The 16,756-nt window shown below is 52.5% G+C and carries 13 protein-coding genes; 9 read left to right on the top strand and 4 right to left on the bottom strand.

The annotated features are described in order from the left end of the window. Positions 1 to 189 precede the first annotated feature (189 nt). On the top strand, positions 190 to 915 hold the full coding sequence (locus CFLAV_RS27310) for a GDSL-type esterase/lipase family protein (RefSeq protein ID WP_050785970.1): 726 nt from the start codon (positions 190 to 192) through the stop codon (positions 913 to 915). Positions 916 to 1,026: 111 nt separating this feature from the next. Continuing rightward, the gene (locus tag CFLAV_RS33280; RefSeq protein ID WP_007418139.1) at positions 1,027 to 3,060 is read left to right on the top strand and encodes an FG-GAP repeat domain-containing protein; all 2,034 of its coding nucleotides are present in this window, start codon (positions 1,027 to 1,029) and stop codon (positions 3,058 to 3,060) included. Here CFLAV_RS33280 and CFLAV_RS27320 read toward each other — a convergent pair. Then, complete coding sequence (locus tag CFLAV_RS27320; protein WP_040550422.1) at positions 3,057 to 3,251, bottom strand: hypothetical protein; 195 nt, start codon at positions 3,249 to 3,251, stop codon at positions 3,057 to 3,059. The two genes, CFLAV_RS33280 and CFLAV_RS27320, sit on opposite strands and share 4 nt — an antisense overlap. A 62-nt stretch (positions 3,252 to 3,313) precedes the next feature. On the opposite strand from CFLAV_RS27320, the gene CFLAV_RS27325 reads away from it, so the two are divergent. Continuing rightward, on the top strand, positions 3,314 to 4,741 hold the full coding sequence (locus tag CFLAV_RS27325; RefSeq protein ID WP_040550424.1) for a sigma-70 family RNA polymerase sigma factor: 1,428 nt from the start codon (positions 3,314 to 3,316) through the stop codon (positions 4,739 to 4,741). A 969-nt stretch (positions 4,742 to 5,710) separates the two neighbouring features. Then, entirely contained in the window at positions 5,711 to 6,199 is a 489-nt protein-coding gene (locus tag CFLAV_RS27330; protein WP_007418142.1) for a response regulator, read from the top strand. Between the two features lie 180 nt (positions 6,200 to 6,379). Here CFLAV_RS27330 and CFLAV_RS33285 read toward each other — a convergent pair whose 3' ends face one another. Next, on the bottom strand, positions 6,380 to 7,987 hold the full coding sequence (locus CFLAV_RS33285; protein WP_007418144.1) for a sensor histidine kinase: 1,608 nt from the start codon (positions 7,985 to 7,987) through the stop codon (positions 6,380 to 6,382). 1,646 nt (positions 7,988 to 9,633) lie between these two features. Between CFLAV_RS33285 and CFLAV_RS27340 the strand changes: the two genes are divergently transcribed. The 3 genes from CFLAV_RS27340 to CFLAV_RS27350 all read left to right on the top strand — a co-directional run bounded on the left by CFLAV_RS27340 (position 9,634) and on the right by CFLAV_RS27350 (position 12,066). Beyond that, positions 9,634 to 10,824, top strand: coding sequence for a Fic family protein (locus tag CFLAV_RS27340; protein ID WP_007418147.1), 1,191 nt, complete (start codon positions 9,634 to 9,636; stop codon positions 10,822 to 10,824). A 176-nt stretch (positions 10,825 to 11,000) separates the two neighbouring features. Next, entirely contained in the window at positions 11,001 to 11,534 is a 534-nt protein-coding gene (locus tag CFLAV_RS27345; protein ID WP_007418148.1) for a hypothetical protein, read from the top strand. A 64-nt stretch (positions 11,535 to 11,598) separates the two neighbouring features. After that, positions 11,599 to 12,066, top strand: a complete 468-nt coding sequence (locus CFLAV_RS27350; RefSeq protein ID WP_040550426.1) for an SEL1-like repeat protein — start codon at positions 11,599 to 11,601, stop codon at positions 12,064 to 12,066. 403 nt (positions 12,067 to 12,469) lie between these two features. Here the strand turns inward: CFLAV_RS27350 and CFLAV_RS27355 are convergent, their stop codons facing one another. Continuing rightward, entirely contained in the window at positions 12,470 to 13,762 is a 1,293-nt protein-coding gene (locus tag CFLAV_RS27355) for an IS110 family RNA-guided transposase (protein WP_007413831.1), read from the bottom strand. Between the two features lie 392 nt (positions 13,763 to 14,154). Here CFLAV_RS27355 and CFLAV_RS27360 point away from each other — a divergent pair, with 392 nt between their 5' ends. Then, on the top strand, positions 14,155 to 14,847 hold the full coding sequence (locus tag CFLAV_RS27360; RefSeq protein ID WP_007418150.1) for a hypothetical protein: 693 nt from the start codon (positions 14,155 to 14,157) through the stop codon (positions 14,845 to 14,847). Between the two features lie 483 nt (positions 14,848 to 15,330). On the opposite strand, the gene CFLAV_RS27365 is transcribed toward CFLAV_RS27360, so the two are convergent. Beyond that, a complete protein-coding gene (locus tag CFLAV_RS27365; protein WP_007418152.1) occupies positions 15,331 to 15,726 on the bottom strand; it encodes a hypothetical protein in 396 nt (131 codons plus the stop codon). Between the two features lie 478 nt (positions 15,727 to 16,204). Between CFLAV_RS27365 and CFLAV_RS35260 the strand changes: the two genes are divergently transcribed. After that, on the top strand, positions 16,205 to 16,465 hold the full coding sequence (locus tag CFLAV_RS35260; protein WP_150107630.1) for a hypothetical protein: 261 nt from the start codon (positions 16,205 to 16,207) through the stop codon (positions 16,463 to 16,465). Positions 16,466 to 16,756: the final 291 nt, after the last annotated feature.

A 16,756-nucleotide genomic window follows, 5' to 3' on the forward strand; every position in this document is an offset into this window, starting at 1 on the left:
ACTGAGGAATGAGGGTGGACCAAAATTAACAGGAGTGAAACGGAGAGAACGGAGGTTTGATTTACTTCCCGATTTAAATTTTCCACGAAGTTATCGTAGCTGGCTGGCAGTTACCTGGATTTAGGTGAGCCATTTACTTTGTGGCGAGTGTTTAAATTTGGCTGCGGCTTGTATACTCTCGCTTGCGGCATGAACAAATTCACATCGATAAGAAAAATTGTAGCTCTTACTTCGTGCGCCATCTTAATGGCAATTCTTGCCTCGTGCGTCACCTCGCGAAACATCCAGCCCATTCGCGAAGCGGATTATTCCGGTCGCATTCGGGTCGCGTGCATCGGTGACAGCATCACCTACGGACATGGAATAAAAGACCGTGAGCATGACAGCTATCCGGCGCATTTGGGAGTTAAGCTTGGCAATAAATGGGAAGTGAGGAATTTTGGCGTCAACAGCGCAACCGCACTCAAGACCAGCACACGTCCGTATCTTGGTCAGAAATCTTTTCAGGATGCGCTTGCATTTGAACCCGATGTGGTTGTGATCGAACTTGGCACCAACGACACCAATGCCAAAAGCTGGCCGTCGCACAAAGAGGAATTTATTTCTGATTACCTGGAAATCATCGACAGGTTGCAGAAGCCCAAAACCAAACCGCGGATTTATCTCTGCCTGCCGGTCCCACTTTTCCGCGACCGCGGCAAGGATTACGACACGGACAAAATTTTGACGGAAGAAGTCATTCCGAAAATCAAGGAAGTTGCACGGAGGAAGCATCTGCCGGTCATCGATCTCTACAGTGCATTTGCAGATAAAGCCGCGTTATTTCCCGATGGCGTTCATCCTGACGCCACTGGTGCGGGCATCATGGCGGAGAAGATATTCACTGCGCTTACCGGGGTGCCGGTCAGATCGTAGGTGTAGCGGTGCTGAGGGTCAGATTGGCGGAAACTACTTGATAAAAGGTTCGGAAACATTCTCTCGGGCAAGCATTGACGATTGCGAGGCGCGGCCTCATTCTTCCGGCCAATGAAAATACTATGGGGAAGGGCCACGGTTCTGGCCACTGCGCTGGCTTTGTTTTTGGGGGCGGACACCGGGTTGCAGGCTCAAGGCACTGCCTTCACTTACCAAGGGCGGCTGAACCTCAACGGTTCACCTGCCAGCGGCACTTATGATTTCCAATTCATTTTGTTCAACGTGAACCAGTTTGGATTCCCAGCCGCGCCCATCCTCACCAATACGAGTGTGGCCGTGAACAACGGCCTGTTCACCAGCCTGCTGGATTTTGGCGGGGGGATTTTCACCGGGAGCAATTACTGGCTCGAGATCGGCGTGCGCACGAATGGAGCCGGCGCGTTTTCCACGCTCGCACCGCGTCAAGTTTTGACGCCGTCGCCCTATGCGGTTTTTGCGAACACGGCGAGCAACTTGAGCGGCGTCCTGCCCACTGCGCAACTGAGCGGAACCTTCCCGGCCAGCCAGTTGAGCGGCACGGTTCCCCTGGGACAACTGCCCGCCGCCCTGGTGACCAACAATGCGAGCAGCGTGAATTTGAACGGCTCGTTCGCCGGCAATGGCGGCGCGCTGACCAACCTGCAAATTGCCGCCCTGAACCCGCCAGGCACCTTCAGCCTGTTGCCACTGTATTTCGCACCCGCCATCTCCTATGGGGTGGGATTCGCGCCCAGCCACGTTGCAGTGGCCGACGTCAACAATGATGGCAAACTGGATTTGATCAGTGCCAATTTGAACTCCAGCACACTGACGATCCTGACGAACAATGGGAGTGGCGGCTTCGGCTCGAATGCCACATTGAACACGGGCAACAGCCCGAATTTCGTCGTGGCAATCACGAACGTGGACGGGCTCGGCCACATGGCCCTGGTCAGCGCAAACAACGGTGCCAACACCCTCACCGTGCTGACCAACAACAGCAGCGGTGTCTTCGGTTTCAATGCCACGCTCCCCGTGGGAACCCAACCGGAATGTGTCCTGGTCGTGACGAATTTCGACAACCATGGGCACCTGGCGCTGGTGAGCGCGAATTCCGGCGCCAACACCCTCACCGTGCTGACCAATAACGGGAGCGGCGTCTTTACTTTCAGTGCCACTCTCAACGTGGGCAACCTCCCGTGGAGCGTCATCACGGCGGACGTGAATGGCGACGGCAAACCGGACTTGATCACCGCAAATCTTTTCGGTGCTTCCCTGACGATCCTGACGAACAACGGCAGTGGCACGTTCGGCTCCAACGCCACAGTGAGTGCGGGCGATCAGACCTATTCTGTCGCGGCGGGGGATATCAATGGCGATGGTAAAGTGGATTTGATCTGCACGGAGTATAACAGCGCCGCACTGACGATCCTGACGAACAACGGGAGCGGACAGTTTGTTTTTAATGCCACGGTCCCCGCAGGAAGCGGGCCCACTTACGTTGTGACGGCGGACATTAATGGCGACGGCAAAACTGATCTGGTCAGTGCGAACTATGGCGCCAGCACGGTGTCCGTGCTGACCAACAACGGCAGCGGCGTATTTGGGTCCCTGGCCACGCTGAATGCGCTGGCCCACCTTCAATCCGTCTCGGCGGCTGATCTGAATGGTGATGGGAAAGTCGACCTGGTCACGGCAAATTACTCCGGCTCGACCACGTTATCCGTTCTGCTGGCCCTGCCTGCGCCGGTGCCCGCTTTGAGCATCAATGGCGGCATCAACTCTCCGATGTGGCGGCTGACGAGTGTCATCAGTGGCCAGGGCGCGCTGCCCCTCACTGGAAATTTCACCAGTGGCGGCGGCACCTTGATGATTTTCGTCTCCGGTTCCGGCTATTCGCCGTCAGCGGGTGCGCTCATCGGCATGGACATCGTATTGGACGGCAACCCGATTGATTCGTGCTTTATTTTCGCGAACCCGGCGGTGACACATCTCGCTTTCGTACCGATCACGGTCAGGGCCGGCGCGCTCGCGGGCGCACACACCATCAAGCTGGTTCCCCGCGCCGGCACGACGACGGACGGCACTGATTATTTCCGCGTCACCGTGCAGGAGCTGCCTTTCTAAAGGCGCAAGGGATCCACAAAATTCACAGCGAGGATGGCCGGGATATACCGAATGCCAAAATTAATTTCCGGAATGGGGAAAAGAGCCGGATGAAAGGAGGCGATAAGTCTGATGAAACCAGGGACTGAAAAAGCCATGGCCTTGGGGACGAGGAACTTCGTTAGTCGTTGGTTGGCCACAGTTACTGACACCTAATCTGATGGTTTTCTCCTTTTTCTGTCCGATTTGAGCGGTGGCGGCTAACATAGAGACAGTGAACGATCAGACAGACTCACAACTACTGCATGCCTATGCGGAAAACCGTTCCGAAGCGGCCTTTACCGAATTAGTGCGCCGCCACGTGGATTTCGTCTATTCCGCCGCACGACGAATGGTGCATGACCCGCATCTCGCCGAAGACGTGACTCAGGGTGTGTTTGTCGCGGTTGCCAAAAACGCACGCCAACTCACCAATCGCGCCGTGGTTTCCAGCTGGCTGCATCGCACAGCACAGAACATCGCCGCTCAAACCGTCCGCACCATTGAGCGCCGTCGGGCCCGCGAACAGGAGGCCGTCGCCATGAATGAATTGCTCGCCCACGAACCCGATGCCGTCTGGGAAAATGTCGCTCCACATCTCGATAAAGCGCTCGGCGAATTGAGCGAACCGGATCGGGACGCGCTGCTACTTCGCTACTTTGAACGCAAATCCGCTCGTGAGATGGCCCAAGCCCTCGGCGTTAGCGACGAAGCGGCGCAAAAGCGGGTGAATCGTGCGGTAGAGAGGCTGCGCGAACTTTTCTCGAAACGAAATGTGACGATTGGTGCGAGTGGCCTGGTAGTTTTGATTTCGGCAAATGCCGTTCAAGCCGCGCCTGCAGGTTTGGCCACCACGATTCCCACCTCTGTCGCAGCCGCAACAATAACCATCGCAACCCATACAACTATGCAGTGGATCAACCTTAAATCGGCCGCCATGATTCTTGCCACCGCCCTCGCCGCGAGCACAGTCACACACCTCGTGGAACAGCAGGGAGCAAATCGTCTGCGAAGTGAGAACCAAAACCTGGCAGATACAAATCGGTTACTGAGCAAGGAGCGTGACGCAGCTTTGTCCGCATCCACGGCTAACAACGACGAACTCGGACGCTTGCGAAAGGAAAAAGGCGAATTACTTCGACTACGGAGCGAGGTGGGGATGCTCCGCAAGCAAGCATCCGAACTCGCCAACTTCAAGGAGGAAACCCTGCGGCTTCGCGCCGTCTCATCAAACCCGCAAAACAAGCAGGTGATTCAAGCTCAGCCTGCGGGACAAACAAATTTCCCCAAGGAATCCTGGGCGTTCGCTGGTTACGCAACACCGGAAGCGGCGCTACAATCCTGGGTGTGGGCGATGAGCAAGGGGGACAAACAGGCCATGCTAGGCAGTTTGGTTCCTGAGGCTCGAAAGGAGTGGGAAAAGATATTCGGGCAAACATCGGACAGTGAATTTGCAGCCGACGTGGCAAAAGGATTTAAAAACATTGTTGGCTACAAGATTGTTGAGCTGCAGGCTAGTTCTGATTCAGAGGTCGAGCTGAGAATGGAAATGTCCACGACAAACGAACAGAATAACAAGGATAAGATGGGGAAGGCGGAGAAGATGACGCTCCAAAAGGTTGAAAACGAATGGAAGTTGGCCGGCCCATCTAAGAATCAATAACCATGCGGTGCAGCGACCCCGGCCCTGACGCTTTGGTTGCAATCGGACGCCCTCGTTGGTCGGGTGGCGGAGTTGATGGAGATGCTCGCGTGCGCTCGCGCCTTCGGCAAAGTGTGGTGAAATGGGGATGTGGTACCTAGGGCTCGGAAATTTCGAATGGGGGATTTGTGGTGTGTTGCGTGAGGTGGTTTGATCGGCGGCGTGGAGGGGGCAGAGGGCGGATAGGGTGAGGGCGGTGAGCAGGGTGAACAAACGCTTTCAGGGTGGCGCGAACGAATGGCGTTTTATGGGTGAGTTTAGCGGGAGGGGGGTGGGTTGGTCAGCACTGAGGGCGGGTAGAGCACAATGTTTGAACAGGAGGGAACGAAGGTTTGATTTGGTTCCTGATTGTAATCGAGAAACTGCGCCAGTGTTTAATTTCGCGGCACGTGCTGATGCCGAACTGCTCGCACAGTTCCGTCACCGTAAAGCGCGCGCTCCGCGCCAACATCACAAAGCGAATAATCTCTTCCATCGGGGTTACAGTTTTCCAAGCCATAGTGCTCGAAAGTGTAACCTATCACTCCGGATTGTTTGTTACCCATCACTCCGGTTCATACCGTCCAAGTTAGCCTGTTTGGAATGGTGAAAGCTGTGCTTTTGCTCAGGATTTGAAGTGCGCTGAGCCGCTTTCAAAAACAGGTTGGCTGGCCCATGAACCAGAAGTAGGTCAATCAATTATCCCTTTAAATACGCAGTAAAACTGCGCTTACCCGATGAGTTCAAGATTCTATTTTGGACAGTACTAATAACGCTGAACTGATTGAGAGTTTGTCCCGTCTGGCCGATGCTGGGCTTGCATTACGAATTGCCGAACGTGCCAGCTTGAGCCTGAATTGACCATCAGAGGCGCATAATATACCCCTTCTCTTGCAGGGTTGGGCGAATGGCTTACATTGGACTGGGTCTACCTCCCCCGACAGAAAGATTATGGATCGCAATCTCACAATTCTAATCGCCGAAGACAATCCAGACGACGTTATGTTGTTCAAACGGGCGCTGCTAAAGGCCGGGATAAACAATCCGGTGCAGGTGGTTCAATCAGGCAGAGAAGCGATTGAATATCTGCAAGGCTCCGGCAAATTTGCTGATCGCAATGAGCATCCCTTTCCAAGTGTCCTATTCACCGACCTGTCGATGCCCTCGATGAATGGCTTCGAATTATTGCGGTGGTTGCGGGCGCATCCTGTATGTTTCGTTTTTCCCGTGGTCGTGCTGACCAGTTCCGAAATGGATATTGATGTGAAGCAAGCCTACCAGTTGGGGGCAAATTCTTACATGGTCAAACCCAATTCCTTCAATGACTTGGTACAGATGGTTCGTGCGACCTACGAATACTGGTCCTGGTGTGAAAAGACGGGGTGTGCCGGTGAATTATTGAAGGACACAGATGCCGCTACAGACGTTGCGCGGTCATAGCATGTCCACCGAAGTTTTATTCTTCAAAGGAGAGTATTATGAAAGTCAAAGTCAACCATCTCTTCTTCCCACCAATTTCGAGATTAGGGTTCTCAATGCCCTCGGCTTGCCAGCAGCACGGTGCTTTACATAATTGAAAACGAAGATTCATCCCTCTGAATGCAATTGCTGCCGTCTATATTATGTCGCCTTTCGAAGTTCGACCCAGAAGCGGCTACCTTTGCCGGATTCGGATTCAAACCCCACTCTGCCTTTAATGCGCTCGACCAGTTTTTGCACGATTGCCAATCCGATGCCAGTGCCTTCATACTTTTGGCTCAATCCTTCAAACATCACAAAGATACGTTGTTGCTGGTCTGGATTAATGCCAATGCCGCTGTCTTTAAACCACAGCCGCACCCATTCGCCGCGCGGTTCCGCCCAGACACGCACTCGGGGTATTTTGTCGGGGTCAACAAACTTTACGCCATTGCTGAGCAGGTTGGAGAAGACTTGAGTCAGGGCTGCTTTGTTTCCGATGACCAGCGGGAGCGTTCCTTTGATATATATTTCGGCCTGCGGTATGTGAAATTGGGGATAGGAATCAATGATGCCACGCAGTAATGCATCCGGGTCAACTGGTTCCAACGGGAATTCCCCCCGAACCACTTTGCTGTAGTTGAGTGCGTCAGTAATTAGATTGTCCATCCGGGCGGCTGACTCCCCGATGCGATGGAGGTAATCGCGGCCCACAACATCAAGGCGGTCATTGTATTCTTCCCACAGAAATTGTGCAAAACTTCGCATCGCCCGAAGCGGCGCGCGCATGTCATGGGTAATGCTGTAGGAGAAATGTTCCAGCTCACCAATCGTGTCACGGAGTTTGGTGGTGCGTTCCTCGACGCGTTGTTCCAGTTCCGTATTGATGTTCGCAAGCTCATCGCGCATCTGGCGCATGGTTTGTTCCGCGCGTTTGAGTTCCGTAACGTCTGAGGCAAAGACGAACACTCCGCGCGTCTCTCCATTTTTCGTCTTGTCGGGAATAAATGTTATTTCCGCATCGCGCAGGCCGAATCCACTTCGATAGAACGATCCATCAAATTGCAACCATTCGCCTTCCAATGCTCTGCGCAGGAAAGATTCGCGATGACGAAAGAGTGCTTCGCCCAAAAGTTCCCTGACTGGCACGTTGGTGGGATCGCGACCGAACCATTCCGCGTAAGCACCGTTGCCAAACCGGTAAACCCAGTTGGCATCCATATAGCCAATCAAAAGCGGCGCATTGTCGAAAACCAGGTGGAGGCGGTGTTCACTTTCGCGTAATGCCGCCTCCGATTTTCTTCGCACAGTAATGTCAGTGACAATGACGCCAACTTTTCGTTCTTCGGGCCGACCCAGGCGAAACGCATTCACCTCAAACCAACGATGATTGAGTTGCGACACCTCATTTACGTACCGGATCGGTGCGCCAGTCTCGGCAACTCTGCCATAAAGATCGAACCAATGTTGCTCAAGCTGCGGCACCAGTTCACGAACCCTTTTTCCTACCGCCGCTTTCAATCCGGTTTGTGTTTCAAAAGCCGAATTGGCTTCCAGATAACGGAAATCATTGGGCCTGCCATGCTCATCAAATAACAGCTCAATGATACAGAAACCCCGATCCATCGATTCGAGCACGGCACGGAAAAGTTCTCCAGATGGGGTCGCATTGGATCTGTCCGCAGGCAACGCCTTTTCGATTTGCCCGGACATTTGCTTGCCGCCTTTTAATCGGCGGTTCGTCCCTTTTGGTTGGTGTCGAGTGATCATGCCAGTTTGCCCAACATAACATCGAGATTTGTTTTGTTCTATCGGGTTAAAGAACTGATAAAAAATTGCTTTTTGCGCGCCTGTTTCTACTCCACGGCAACGCTAGCACTGTACTTCAGAGCGTCAATATCCTTGTAATATGCGCAGCGATAACTATATGCACTGCTGTCCAAATTAGCCGGTTTGGAATGGTGAAAGCTGTGCTTTTTCTGAGGATTTGACGTGCGATGAGCCAGTATGAACCAGCTGCATACCAACCAATATCCCTTTAAATACGCATTAAAATGGGCTTTGCCCGGTGAATTCCAGTTTCTACAGCGTGGATGGTCGGGATAGTGCACGTTAACCACGAATAATGTGGTTGTGTGAGTGAAGGAGTGCGGGAGTGCGCCAACGAGAAATTAAAATTGGGAGCGATGGTGCGGGTTGCGGAGTCGGGAGGCGGCAAAGTATGGTGAAATGGGGATGTGGTACCCAAGGCTCGGAAATTTCGGGTGGGGGATTTGTGGCGTGTTGCGTGAGGCGGTTTGATCGGCGGCGTGGAGGGGGCAGAGGGCGGAGAGGCTGATGGTGGCGAACAGGGTGAGTAAAAGCTTTTGGGGTTGCGCGAACTAAAGGCGTTTCATGGGGTGAGTTTAGCGGGAGGGGGTGGGTTTGTCAGTAGCAAGGAAGGTGGAATGGGTCAATCGATGCGCGAAATTGTTCTGCCATGGACTGTTTGGCTCAAACGACCACAATGAAAATATTGGCGTGAACGTATGCCTGAGTCTCCGGTCCGCGGGCTGTTCAGTTTTCGGAGGCAAGTCAACTTCTGATTGCTGAGCCTCATTGGGCAGAGCCACTCTTTTTGGCACTTGGATTTGTGTGAGCAACTTACTTTACTGCGACCATCTAAACTTTGTGCTTGTGTAAAAATAACCAGGGCCGCCCTTTTTCTCCTAGAAACTGAATGGCTAATTTGTCTCGTGAGTGCTAAATTCAAAAATAGTTAGTTGTATTTTTTTCTTTACACCAAATGAAATCGCCATTACTTCTGAAGCCGTTCTACGGCTTCAGAAGTAATGGGTTCCCAGTCGCGCGATTTGCATAGCAAATCGCGCGACTGGGAACTCTGAGAATGAGCTAAAAAACATCCTCATAATAGTGCTCATTTTATTTTAATTATATTATTTAACATGTTGTCCATTAATGGGTTAATTAATAAAAAAATCCTCGTAAAGATCGGTGCGTTTTATATCTATTTTGTCTTTGTGGTCTATGGAAGCATGTTATGTTTCTATTAATTTCAATTGTGACACTCAATATGCTGGAAGAAATAATTTTAGCTAGGCAAGTAATCAAATCCAAGCGGCTTTGCCTCACTGATGTTACTTTATTAAAAGGGTCTGCGTGTATTTTTTTCTTTACACCAAGTGAAATTACCATTACTTCTGAAGCCGTCCTACGGCTTCAGAAGTAATGGGTTCCCAGTCGCGCGATTTGCATAGCAAATCGCGCGACTGGGAACCCTAAGAATGAGCTAAAAAACATCCTCATAATAGTGCTCATTTTATTTTAATTATATTATTTAACATATTGTTCATTAATGGGTTAAGTAAGAAAAAAATCCTCGTAAAGATCGGTGCGTCTTATACCGTATTTACCCTATGAGTTTAAATCCCGCGTTAATGGAGCCCCTTTTACCTTCCGAAGGGAAATATGTTCTTTCGGACTTGAGTAAGGAAATTTTCATTCATGCAGGATCATTAAATGCACAGTTGCCAGCCGAGAAAACCCGTCAAAGCGTGGTAGAGGTTGTGAGGATAATGAACAGCTATTATTCAAATCTGATCGAGGGGCATAAAACGTTTCCGCGAGAGATTGAAAAGGCATTAAATGATAAATTTTCACTAAATGCCGAAGAAAAAAATAACCAACTGCTCTCCGTTTCTCATGTTAAAGTTGAAAGGCTAATGGAAAGGAGGATTCGCGAAGAAAATCCAAATGTTTATTCACGCGAGTTTCTTTGCTGGATCCACAGAGAGTTTTACGAGCGATTGCCAAAGGCCTTAAGGATTAGTTACACAAAAAGCGGAAAACCTTATGAAATAGTGCCTGGTGAAATAAGGAATTTCAATGTGGACGTTGGTCGACATGTGCCTCTCGACTTTAATGACTTACCTAAATTTTTGACAATGTTTGAACAAAGGTATAGTAGTCAAAAAATACTCCCGACTAATAGGTTGATTGCCGCTGCTGCCGCTCATCATCGATTACTCTGGATTCATCCATTCGGAGATGGTAACGGACGTGTTGCCCGTTTATTTTCACATGCTGTGATGCTTCAAGAGAAAGTTGGTGGTTATGGTCTTTGGACACTATCTCGTGGTTTAGCTCGAAATAAAAAAGATTATTTTGCTTGTTTAAATAATGCCGATTTCCCAAGGGTTAACGATTTAGATGGCAGGGGAAATCTTTCTGAAAAATACTTGGCAGAATTTTGTGAATTCTTTTTAAAAACAGTTTTAGATCAGATTCAATTTATGGAGAAGGCTCTTAGCCTTAACGAGCTTGAAAAAGGAATATTATTTTATATTTCCCGAATAGAGCGAGTTTTTAAAAAGGACGAATCTTCTGGTTTCCAATTGCTTGCTGCGGTTTTGCGTGAAGGTGAAATTCAAAGAGGAAGTGTGCCTACCATAACATGCAAAAAGGAAACTGCTGCTCGGAAAATCTTACAGCTAGCATTGGATGCTCATCTGCTTGAATCCGATACGCCTAAAGGGCCGGTTAGACTGGCTTTTCCCGCCAAGGTGCTTGAAAGTTATTTTCCAAAATTGGCTCAGGAATTAGAATAGCTATTTGTGTTTTTTGGCTTTGAACAGTTCGATCCTATTCGTCGCTGATTCATGATAGGAGAGCCGTGCCGAGACGCTCCGAGGATTTTTCATTGGGGAGAGTGTGTCTATTTATCGAAAAGGCACATAGCAAACAAGGATGGCGCTGGTTGTCTGCATTCTTTATTTTCAAGCGCATGAGTGCATTCAAAGGAACATTAATTGCCGCTGAGTTGCCGTGGATGATTTCTCCATCCGTATCTGATTTACGAATTAAGGTGGTGGAAAATGGGGATGCCGTTGTGTCTGCCGAGGTGGCTGTACTGCCAGAGAAGAATCCTGAATCTGCCGGGCTCGAAAACAAGAGGGTCTTGATCACTTTCAAAGGCGGGCAATGGGTAAGCACCGAGCCAGCGTTTGCTGACAGGGAAACAATCCCTCCGGAACTTTTCGAGGAGTGTCCTCAAGTGGAATTTGATGGGGGGAAGGACTATCTCATTCGCTTTAGAAGGAAATGGTGTTCTTCTGGTCTGTGTCCCGATCCTCGCGTTTATGAGGTTCACAATTCGGTCTGGTCGAAAGAGAAAAATGCCGCACGGTTCGGGTGCAGGCATTATGTCGTGGAGGGACATGATATGTGGCTTCAGGTGATTGCGAAAGGGTTTGATTGGAAGTTGGATGGGCCCTCGAGCGCAGAATTTATTGATCCGACACGGCTGCCAGTTTTGTAGAGGTGGTGGTATTCTCTCGTCGGGTCTCGGTCAGTGTCGTCGTCGTATGGATATAACATCTAAAATGTTAACTGAGGCGGATTCTGTGGAGCAGTTGGAGCTCTTAATGCAATCGCTTGAGCGGGAGCTTGCGAATGGCAATGGGCGGGCGGGGTTTCTTTTGGCCAACGCTTATGGCCTGGATAATTCGTTTTTTAAACATGAGCTCGGAGCGCCATTGAAACCGGATTTTGAGAAGGCGCTTCATTTTTTTAAATTGTCGTTTCCCGCTCTCTGCAAAGAAGCAGAGTTGGGTAATGGGGAGGCGATGCATCTGGTGGGGATTTATTACCAGGGCGGGACGCCTCCGGTTGCCCGTGATAGTGCGCAGCACATGGTTTGGTCTCACCGAGCTTTTGAAGCGGGTTATATACCGGCTGCTAATGATCTGTATTCGTATTATTCCAATAAAAATAGCGAGGTTTATGACCAGGAGAAGGCGGCGTATTATTTGAAGATTCTTACGGATACGGGGACAAGGTTTGTGGTTTGATTAAATATGGTGGGGTGGTGGTTGTGAAGGAATGGCGAATCGACGAGTGGCAGCTTCTTTGATCCTTGCGATGCTCGCTTGGCTCGCGCCTTCGGCAAAGTGTGGGTGTGTTGGGAGACGGGGACCCAGGGCGGCACGCGCTTTGCGCGTTTGCCCTGGGCTGTTTTATGTCGTGCTTTCAGCACTTTCTATAGAGCCTCGGGGGTGAGGATGGAGGATGGAAAGCCACTGCGAGGATGGAGGATCGATGATGGAGGATGGCGAAAATTAAAAACATCGAACATTCAACACTGAACATTGAACGTCCAATGGAAGGAAAAACGGCGAGGGGAAATGGCGGTTTGTTGTGGATGGTGCGGGTTAAGCCAACATCTGAGGACAACCGCGCAACATAATTTTTAATTCAAGAGGCCATTTGTTTGGCGAACTGGCGGGCCAGGGCGGCAATGGGTGAGCGGCGTTGTTCGAGTTGACGCAGATATTTTTCTTCCTCGTAGGCTTCGGATTTCTGCCAGCAGCGCCACAGGATGCGCAGCCACTTGAACGCCAAGGCGCGCAGGATCGCCCAGTGGCCGACCCGTTTGCCGCGCTGTTGCTCGTAATAGGCCTTGGCCCACGGGCAATAGACCACCGTTTGTCCGGCCCATTCGACCAGGGTTTGGCGCACAAAGACCGGCGCGTTCCAGCGCCAATGCACCCAGACCCGTCCGCCGCTTTTTTCGGTCACCGGCGCGACGCCAAAGTAACGCTGCATGGCGCCCGCATCGGCAAACCGGTCGCGCAGCGTGCCAAAGGCGACCAACAGCCGCGGGGCCAGCACCGCGCCGGCCCCGGGCAGTTCCCGAAAAAGGTTTTTCTCCGGATGCGCGGCAAAGGCCTGGGCAATGGCCGTTTCAAAGGCGGCAATGTGTTCCTGGAGCACGCGCAACTCGGCCACGAGCAGCCGCACCGTGCGCACGGCCACTTCGGTCACGGCGGCGTCGCGCGTGAGCAGACGGGCCGAACGGATGCGTTGCACCCGGCTTTCAATCAGTTCGGGCCGGCGCACATTGTGGCGCTGATAGAAGCTTTTGAGGGTGGCGTTCCTGGCGGCCTGCACGTCCGTCAGACGGGGCCACCTTTCCAGAAAGTCCAAAGCCAGCGGCGCAGCCAGGTTGTCGCCAACCAGCTCGAGGGCTTGGGGAAAATAATCGCGCAGTGTGCTTTGGAGCTGGTTGGACAGGAGCGTGCGCCGGTCCACCGCCTTGCGGCGGGCCTCAACCAGGCGGGCCAGCGTGCGGGTGGCTTCATCATCCAGTTGCAGCGGACGCAGGCGGTCGCGGTGATGTTGCAGGAGACTCAAAAGCACCAAGGCATCCGGCGTGTCGTCCTTGGCGCCGGAGGGCCGGAAGGCGGCTCTGGTGCGCGTGCTGGTGGCCGGGTGGATCGGGTAGACCGTGATCCAGGGCCGTTCCAGCAAGGCGTAAACGGCGGCGCCTTTGCTGGCCTCGATCGCGACGGCAACCGGCCTGCCGCCGCAGCGCTTTTCCAGTTGATCAAGCCACTGATGGAGATTTTCAGCGGAATGCTCCAGCGTGGAGGTTTCGGTGTTTGCGCCGCTGATCTCCAGGGCGATGGCATGAGCGCCGTGGCCCCAGTCCAGTCCGATCAGGGCGGCAAACCCGGTGAGGGTGGCGTCAGAGGATTGGTTTTTCATCGTTTTACTTTGTTAATGAAGCGGCAGGCTGCAGGTCGTATAGTGCGAGGCGTGGTGACGCCGGCATCTGAGGATGCATGGCTGCTGCTCTCTAGTCCGGTCGCCGTCGAAAAGTCGGCTTAAGTTCGTTTCGCAAACGGTTTGGATCATTCGTACGGCGGCCGGACTAGAGGGTAGCAAATCTCTGGGCCCGCGGGCGGAGTTATTCACGGGCTCAAAGTCCGGGCAGCACAGAAGGCCCGGCCTTCGCCCGTGAATAACTCCGGAGCACCTATACGGTTTGGAAACCAGCGCTCCGGGAAGGAGGGGGCTTGGCGTCTTGATACGGGACCGCAGTTGGCTATACTGGGCTCAAGGGAAAATGGGGATGAACGAAGGTTGGGGTGCACGTTATGGCTGATCAAGAGATTTCGAAACCGTCCAAATGGAAGCTTGGTGACATCACGCTGGAGATGGATGGTGGCGGTGAAGTCCGGGGGTTAAAGCAACAAAACCCGGAGCTTAATTTGTTGTACACCCTGGCGAGGGCGAAAATCGATGGTTTGGCTCAGTGTGCGTTGGATCTTATCTTTTGCTGGGGGCACAAAACTTTCGATACTGAGGATGCTCTTGCGGCTTATTCGGAAAATCCTTTGGAGAATCCTCCGGAGCGATATCTTTCTCTTTTTAAAGAGGTTGATTGGACGTGTAATGGACCGCCTCATGCTTTGAGAGTGATCCTGCTCGCAGGTTCGAAGGGTGAGTCTGACAAGCAGCTCTTGTTGCAAATCCTGAATACGTTGTCGGAGGATTTTCGGGATGCGGCTGTTTATGCGGCTTCCAGTTTTCGTGACAGGGAGTTTGTGGAAGCGGTTTCGCGCATTGCCATGTCAGTGACGGAGCAGAGTGCAATGGCAACTGGTGAGATGAGGGCGTTTGTCATCTGCTTTAAACGATGGATGGAGCGGGAGGTTGTTTCGTTGGAGGATATAGAAAGGATGTTGATATCGTTTGAGCAGCCGGGTTCAGATTTGATGAGCGCACGGAGGTTGATAAATCATATTGTGTGTCTGGGGTGGAATCGGGTGCCGTATACGCAAGGTTGATTTGTGCTGGTGAAGAGGCGGTGAGCACGGGCAGTTGTTGGTGGGGCGTTTGGTTGTGGAGTTTGGGGGCGATGCTCGCTTGGGCTCGCGCCTGCGGCAGTCAGTTGATTATTAGTTGATGGATTACCTGGGGCTCAGCGGTCCTTCCGGACTGGAACCACGCTTCACCCCAGGCTTTAACATGGCAGGCTTTCAGCCCTTAAGAGTAAGGGCCAAAGCGGAGGGATGCGGCAAAGTGGATGGTTGAGGGGAGGGAAAATAAATGGTTCGGAGAATTGGGGCGGGCGAGCGTAATGAAGATGCTCGTGGGGCTCGCGCCGGGTGCTTGCGCACGGCCATCATTCCGGCAAAGTGTGGGTGAAATCGGGACGTGGTACCCAGGGCGGCACGCGCGTTGCGCGTTTGCCCTGGGCTGGTTTAGGTCGTGCTTTCAGCACTTTCTATAGAGCCTCGGGGAATGAGGCGGAGAAAGGGAAATGGATATTAGCGGGTTCTGCTTTCTATAATTACATCAGGCTTCTGCGGCCAGTCTTGAGGTCTTCCCCATTGTACGAGTTGGTCGGAATAGAAATAAAACCACAGGCTTTGGTCGCTGATAATGTCTTTTGGTTGGTAGAGTCCGAGGTGGGCATCGACGGGACGTCTTCGATCCCGCAGAATCTGTTTGAGGGTGAGTTCGTAAGCCGTGGTGCCTCCGCTTTGTCCGGTTGGATAGGCTTCGGGGAATTTCTGTCTGAACTCGGATGTGGTCATGCCGATTTTTAGTCCGGCCAGGCGGTCGGCATAGACAGCCTGGATGGGTTTAATGTCGGCGGGGTTTGGACCTGCGCATCCGGCCACGAATGCGGCGAATAGCGCAACAATTGCCAAGTTTTTCATTCGTGGGTTGGTTTTCAATCGGATTGCAGGTCACATAAGCAACAAATGTTTGGCGGGGCAATATGTTTTGTTGGTGCGAATGGTTGGGGGACGGTTTGATTTGGTAAGCAGAATTGTGGTTAGGCAGGAAGGTTAAGATGCTCGCGTGGCTCGCGCCTGCGGCAGTCAGTTGAGTTGAAAATGAAAGGTTACCTGGGGCTCAGCGGTCCTGCTGGACCCGCTTCACCCCAGGCTTTAACGAGGCGGGCTTTCAGCCCTTAAGAGTTAGCGCCAAAGCGGAGGGATGCGGCAAAGTGGATGGTTGTGGGGAGGAAAATAAATGATTCGGTGAATGGGGGCGGGTGAGTGGGATGAAGATGCTCGTGGGGCTCGCGCCGGGTGCTTGCGCACGGCCACCATTCGGCAAAGTGTGGGTGAAATGGGGATGTGGTACCCAGGGCTCGGAAATTTCGAATGGGGGATTTGTTGCGTGTGGTGTATGGGCGGGTGGTTGCAGGGAAATTCTTTTGGACTGTCGCCCGCGGTGGGGCTGATTTTTGTTTTGGGGCATGGTCCAGGGGCTGACGCGCCCTGGCTATTGACGGTCGTGCCGTTGGCACTGGTATTTTGCGAATGGGGATTTTGTGGAGTGTTGCGTGTGGGGGCGGTGAAGTCGCAGGCGATGTTTGTGCGGCGCGCAAGGGATTGGTCATTCCGGACGGGCATCAGCCTTACCAGCGGTGCTGGCGCGGAGGGTTAGATCGTGGGCCGCATCCGCGGGAACGGGTGAGGGTTGGATTGGATCGCTGGCATTTTTAGGGAACGCGCGGCAGCGCATCCTTACCGATTGGAACGTGCCTGGCGGTTGTGGGGTGAGGTCGTGGGTCGCGTGCGCGGGAACGGGTGAGGGTTGGATTGGATCGCGGGCATTATTAGGGACGCGCGGCAACGCATCCTTACCGATTGGAACGTGTGAGGAGTTGGGTGTAGAGGGTTTTGAGTTGTTGGGCGACTTGGAGCCAGGTGAGGGGTTTGTCGGGTAGTGGATGGG

Source organism: Pedosphaera parvula Ellin514 (genome assembly GCF_000172555.1).
Taxonomy (GTDB): domain Bacteria; phylum Verrucomicrobiota; class Verrucomicrobiia; order Limisphaerales; family Pedosphaeraceae; genus Pedosphaera.

Excerpts from the sequence above, each read along its gene's own strand:
- CFLAV_RS27310 (WP_050785970.1), top strand. The coding sequence starts at position 190 with ATGAACAAATTCACATCGATAAGAAAAATTGTAGCTCTTACTTCGTGC.
- CFLAV_RS33280 (WP_007418139.1), top strand. The coding sequence starts at position 1,027 with ATGAAAATACTATGGGGAAGGGCCACGGTTCTGGCCACTGCGCTGGCT.
- CFLAV_RS27330 (WP_007418142.1), top strand. The coding sequence starts at position 5,711 with ATGGATCGCAATCTCACAATTCTAATCGCCGAAGACAATCCAGACGAC.
- CFLAV_RS33285 (WP_007418144.1), bottom strand. The coding sequence starts at position 7,987 with ATGATCACTCGACACCAACCAAAAGGGACGAACCGCCGATTAAAAGGC.
- CFLAV_RS27340 (WP_007418147.1), top strand. The coding sequence starts at position 9,634 with ATGAGTTTAAATCCCGCGTTAATGGAGCCCCTTTTACCTTCCGAAGGG.
- CFLAV_RS27345 (WP_007418148.1), top strand. The coding sequence starts at position 11,001 with ATGAGTGCATTCAAAGGAACATTAATTGCCGCTGAGTTGCCGTGGATG.
- CFLAV_RS27350 (WP_040550426.1), top strand. The coding sequence starts at position 11,599 with ATGTTAACTGAGGCGGATTCTGTGGAGCAGTTGGAGCTCTTAATGCAA.
- CFLAV_RS27355 (WP_007413831.1), bottom strand. The coding sequence starts at position 13,762 with ATGAAAAACCAATCCTCTGACGCCACCCTCACCGGGTTTGCCGCCCTG.
- CFLAV_RS27360 (WP_007418150.1), top strand. The coding sequence starts at position 14,155 with ATGGCTGATCAAGAGATTTCGAAACCGTCCAAATGGAAGCTTGGTGAC.
- CFLAV_RS27365 (WP_007418152.1), bottom strand. The coding sequence starts at position 15,726 with ATGAAAAACTTGGCAATTGTTGCGCTATTCGCCGCATTCGTGGCCGGA.
- CFLAV_RS35260 (WP_150107630.1), top strand. The coding sequence starts at position 16,205 with ATGGGCGGGTGGTTGCAGGGAAATTCTTTTGGACTGTCGCCCGCGGTG.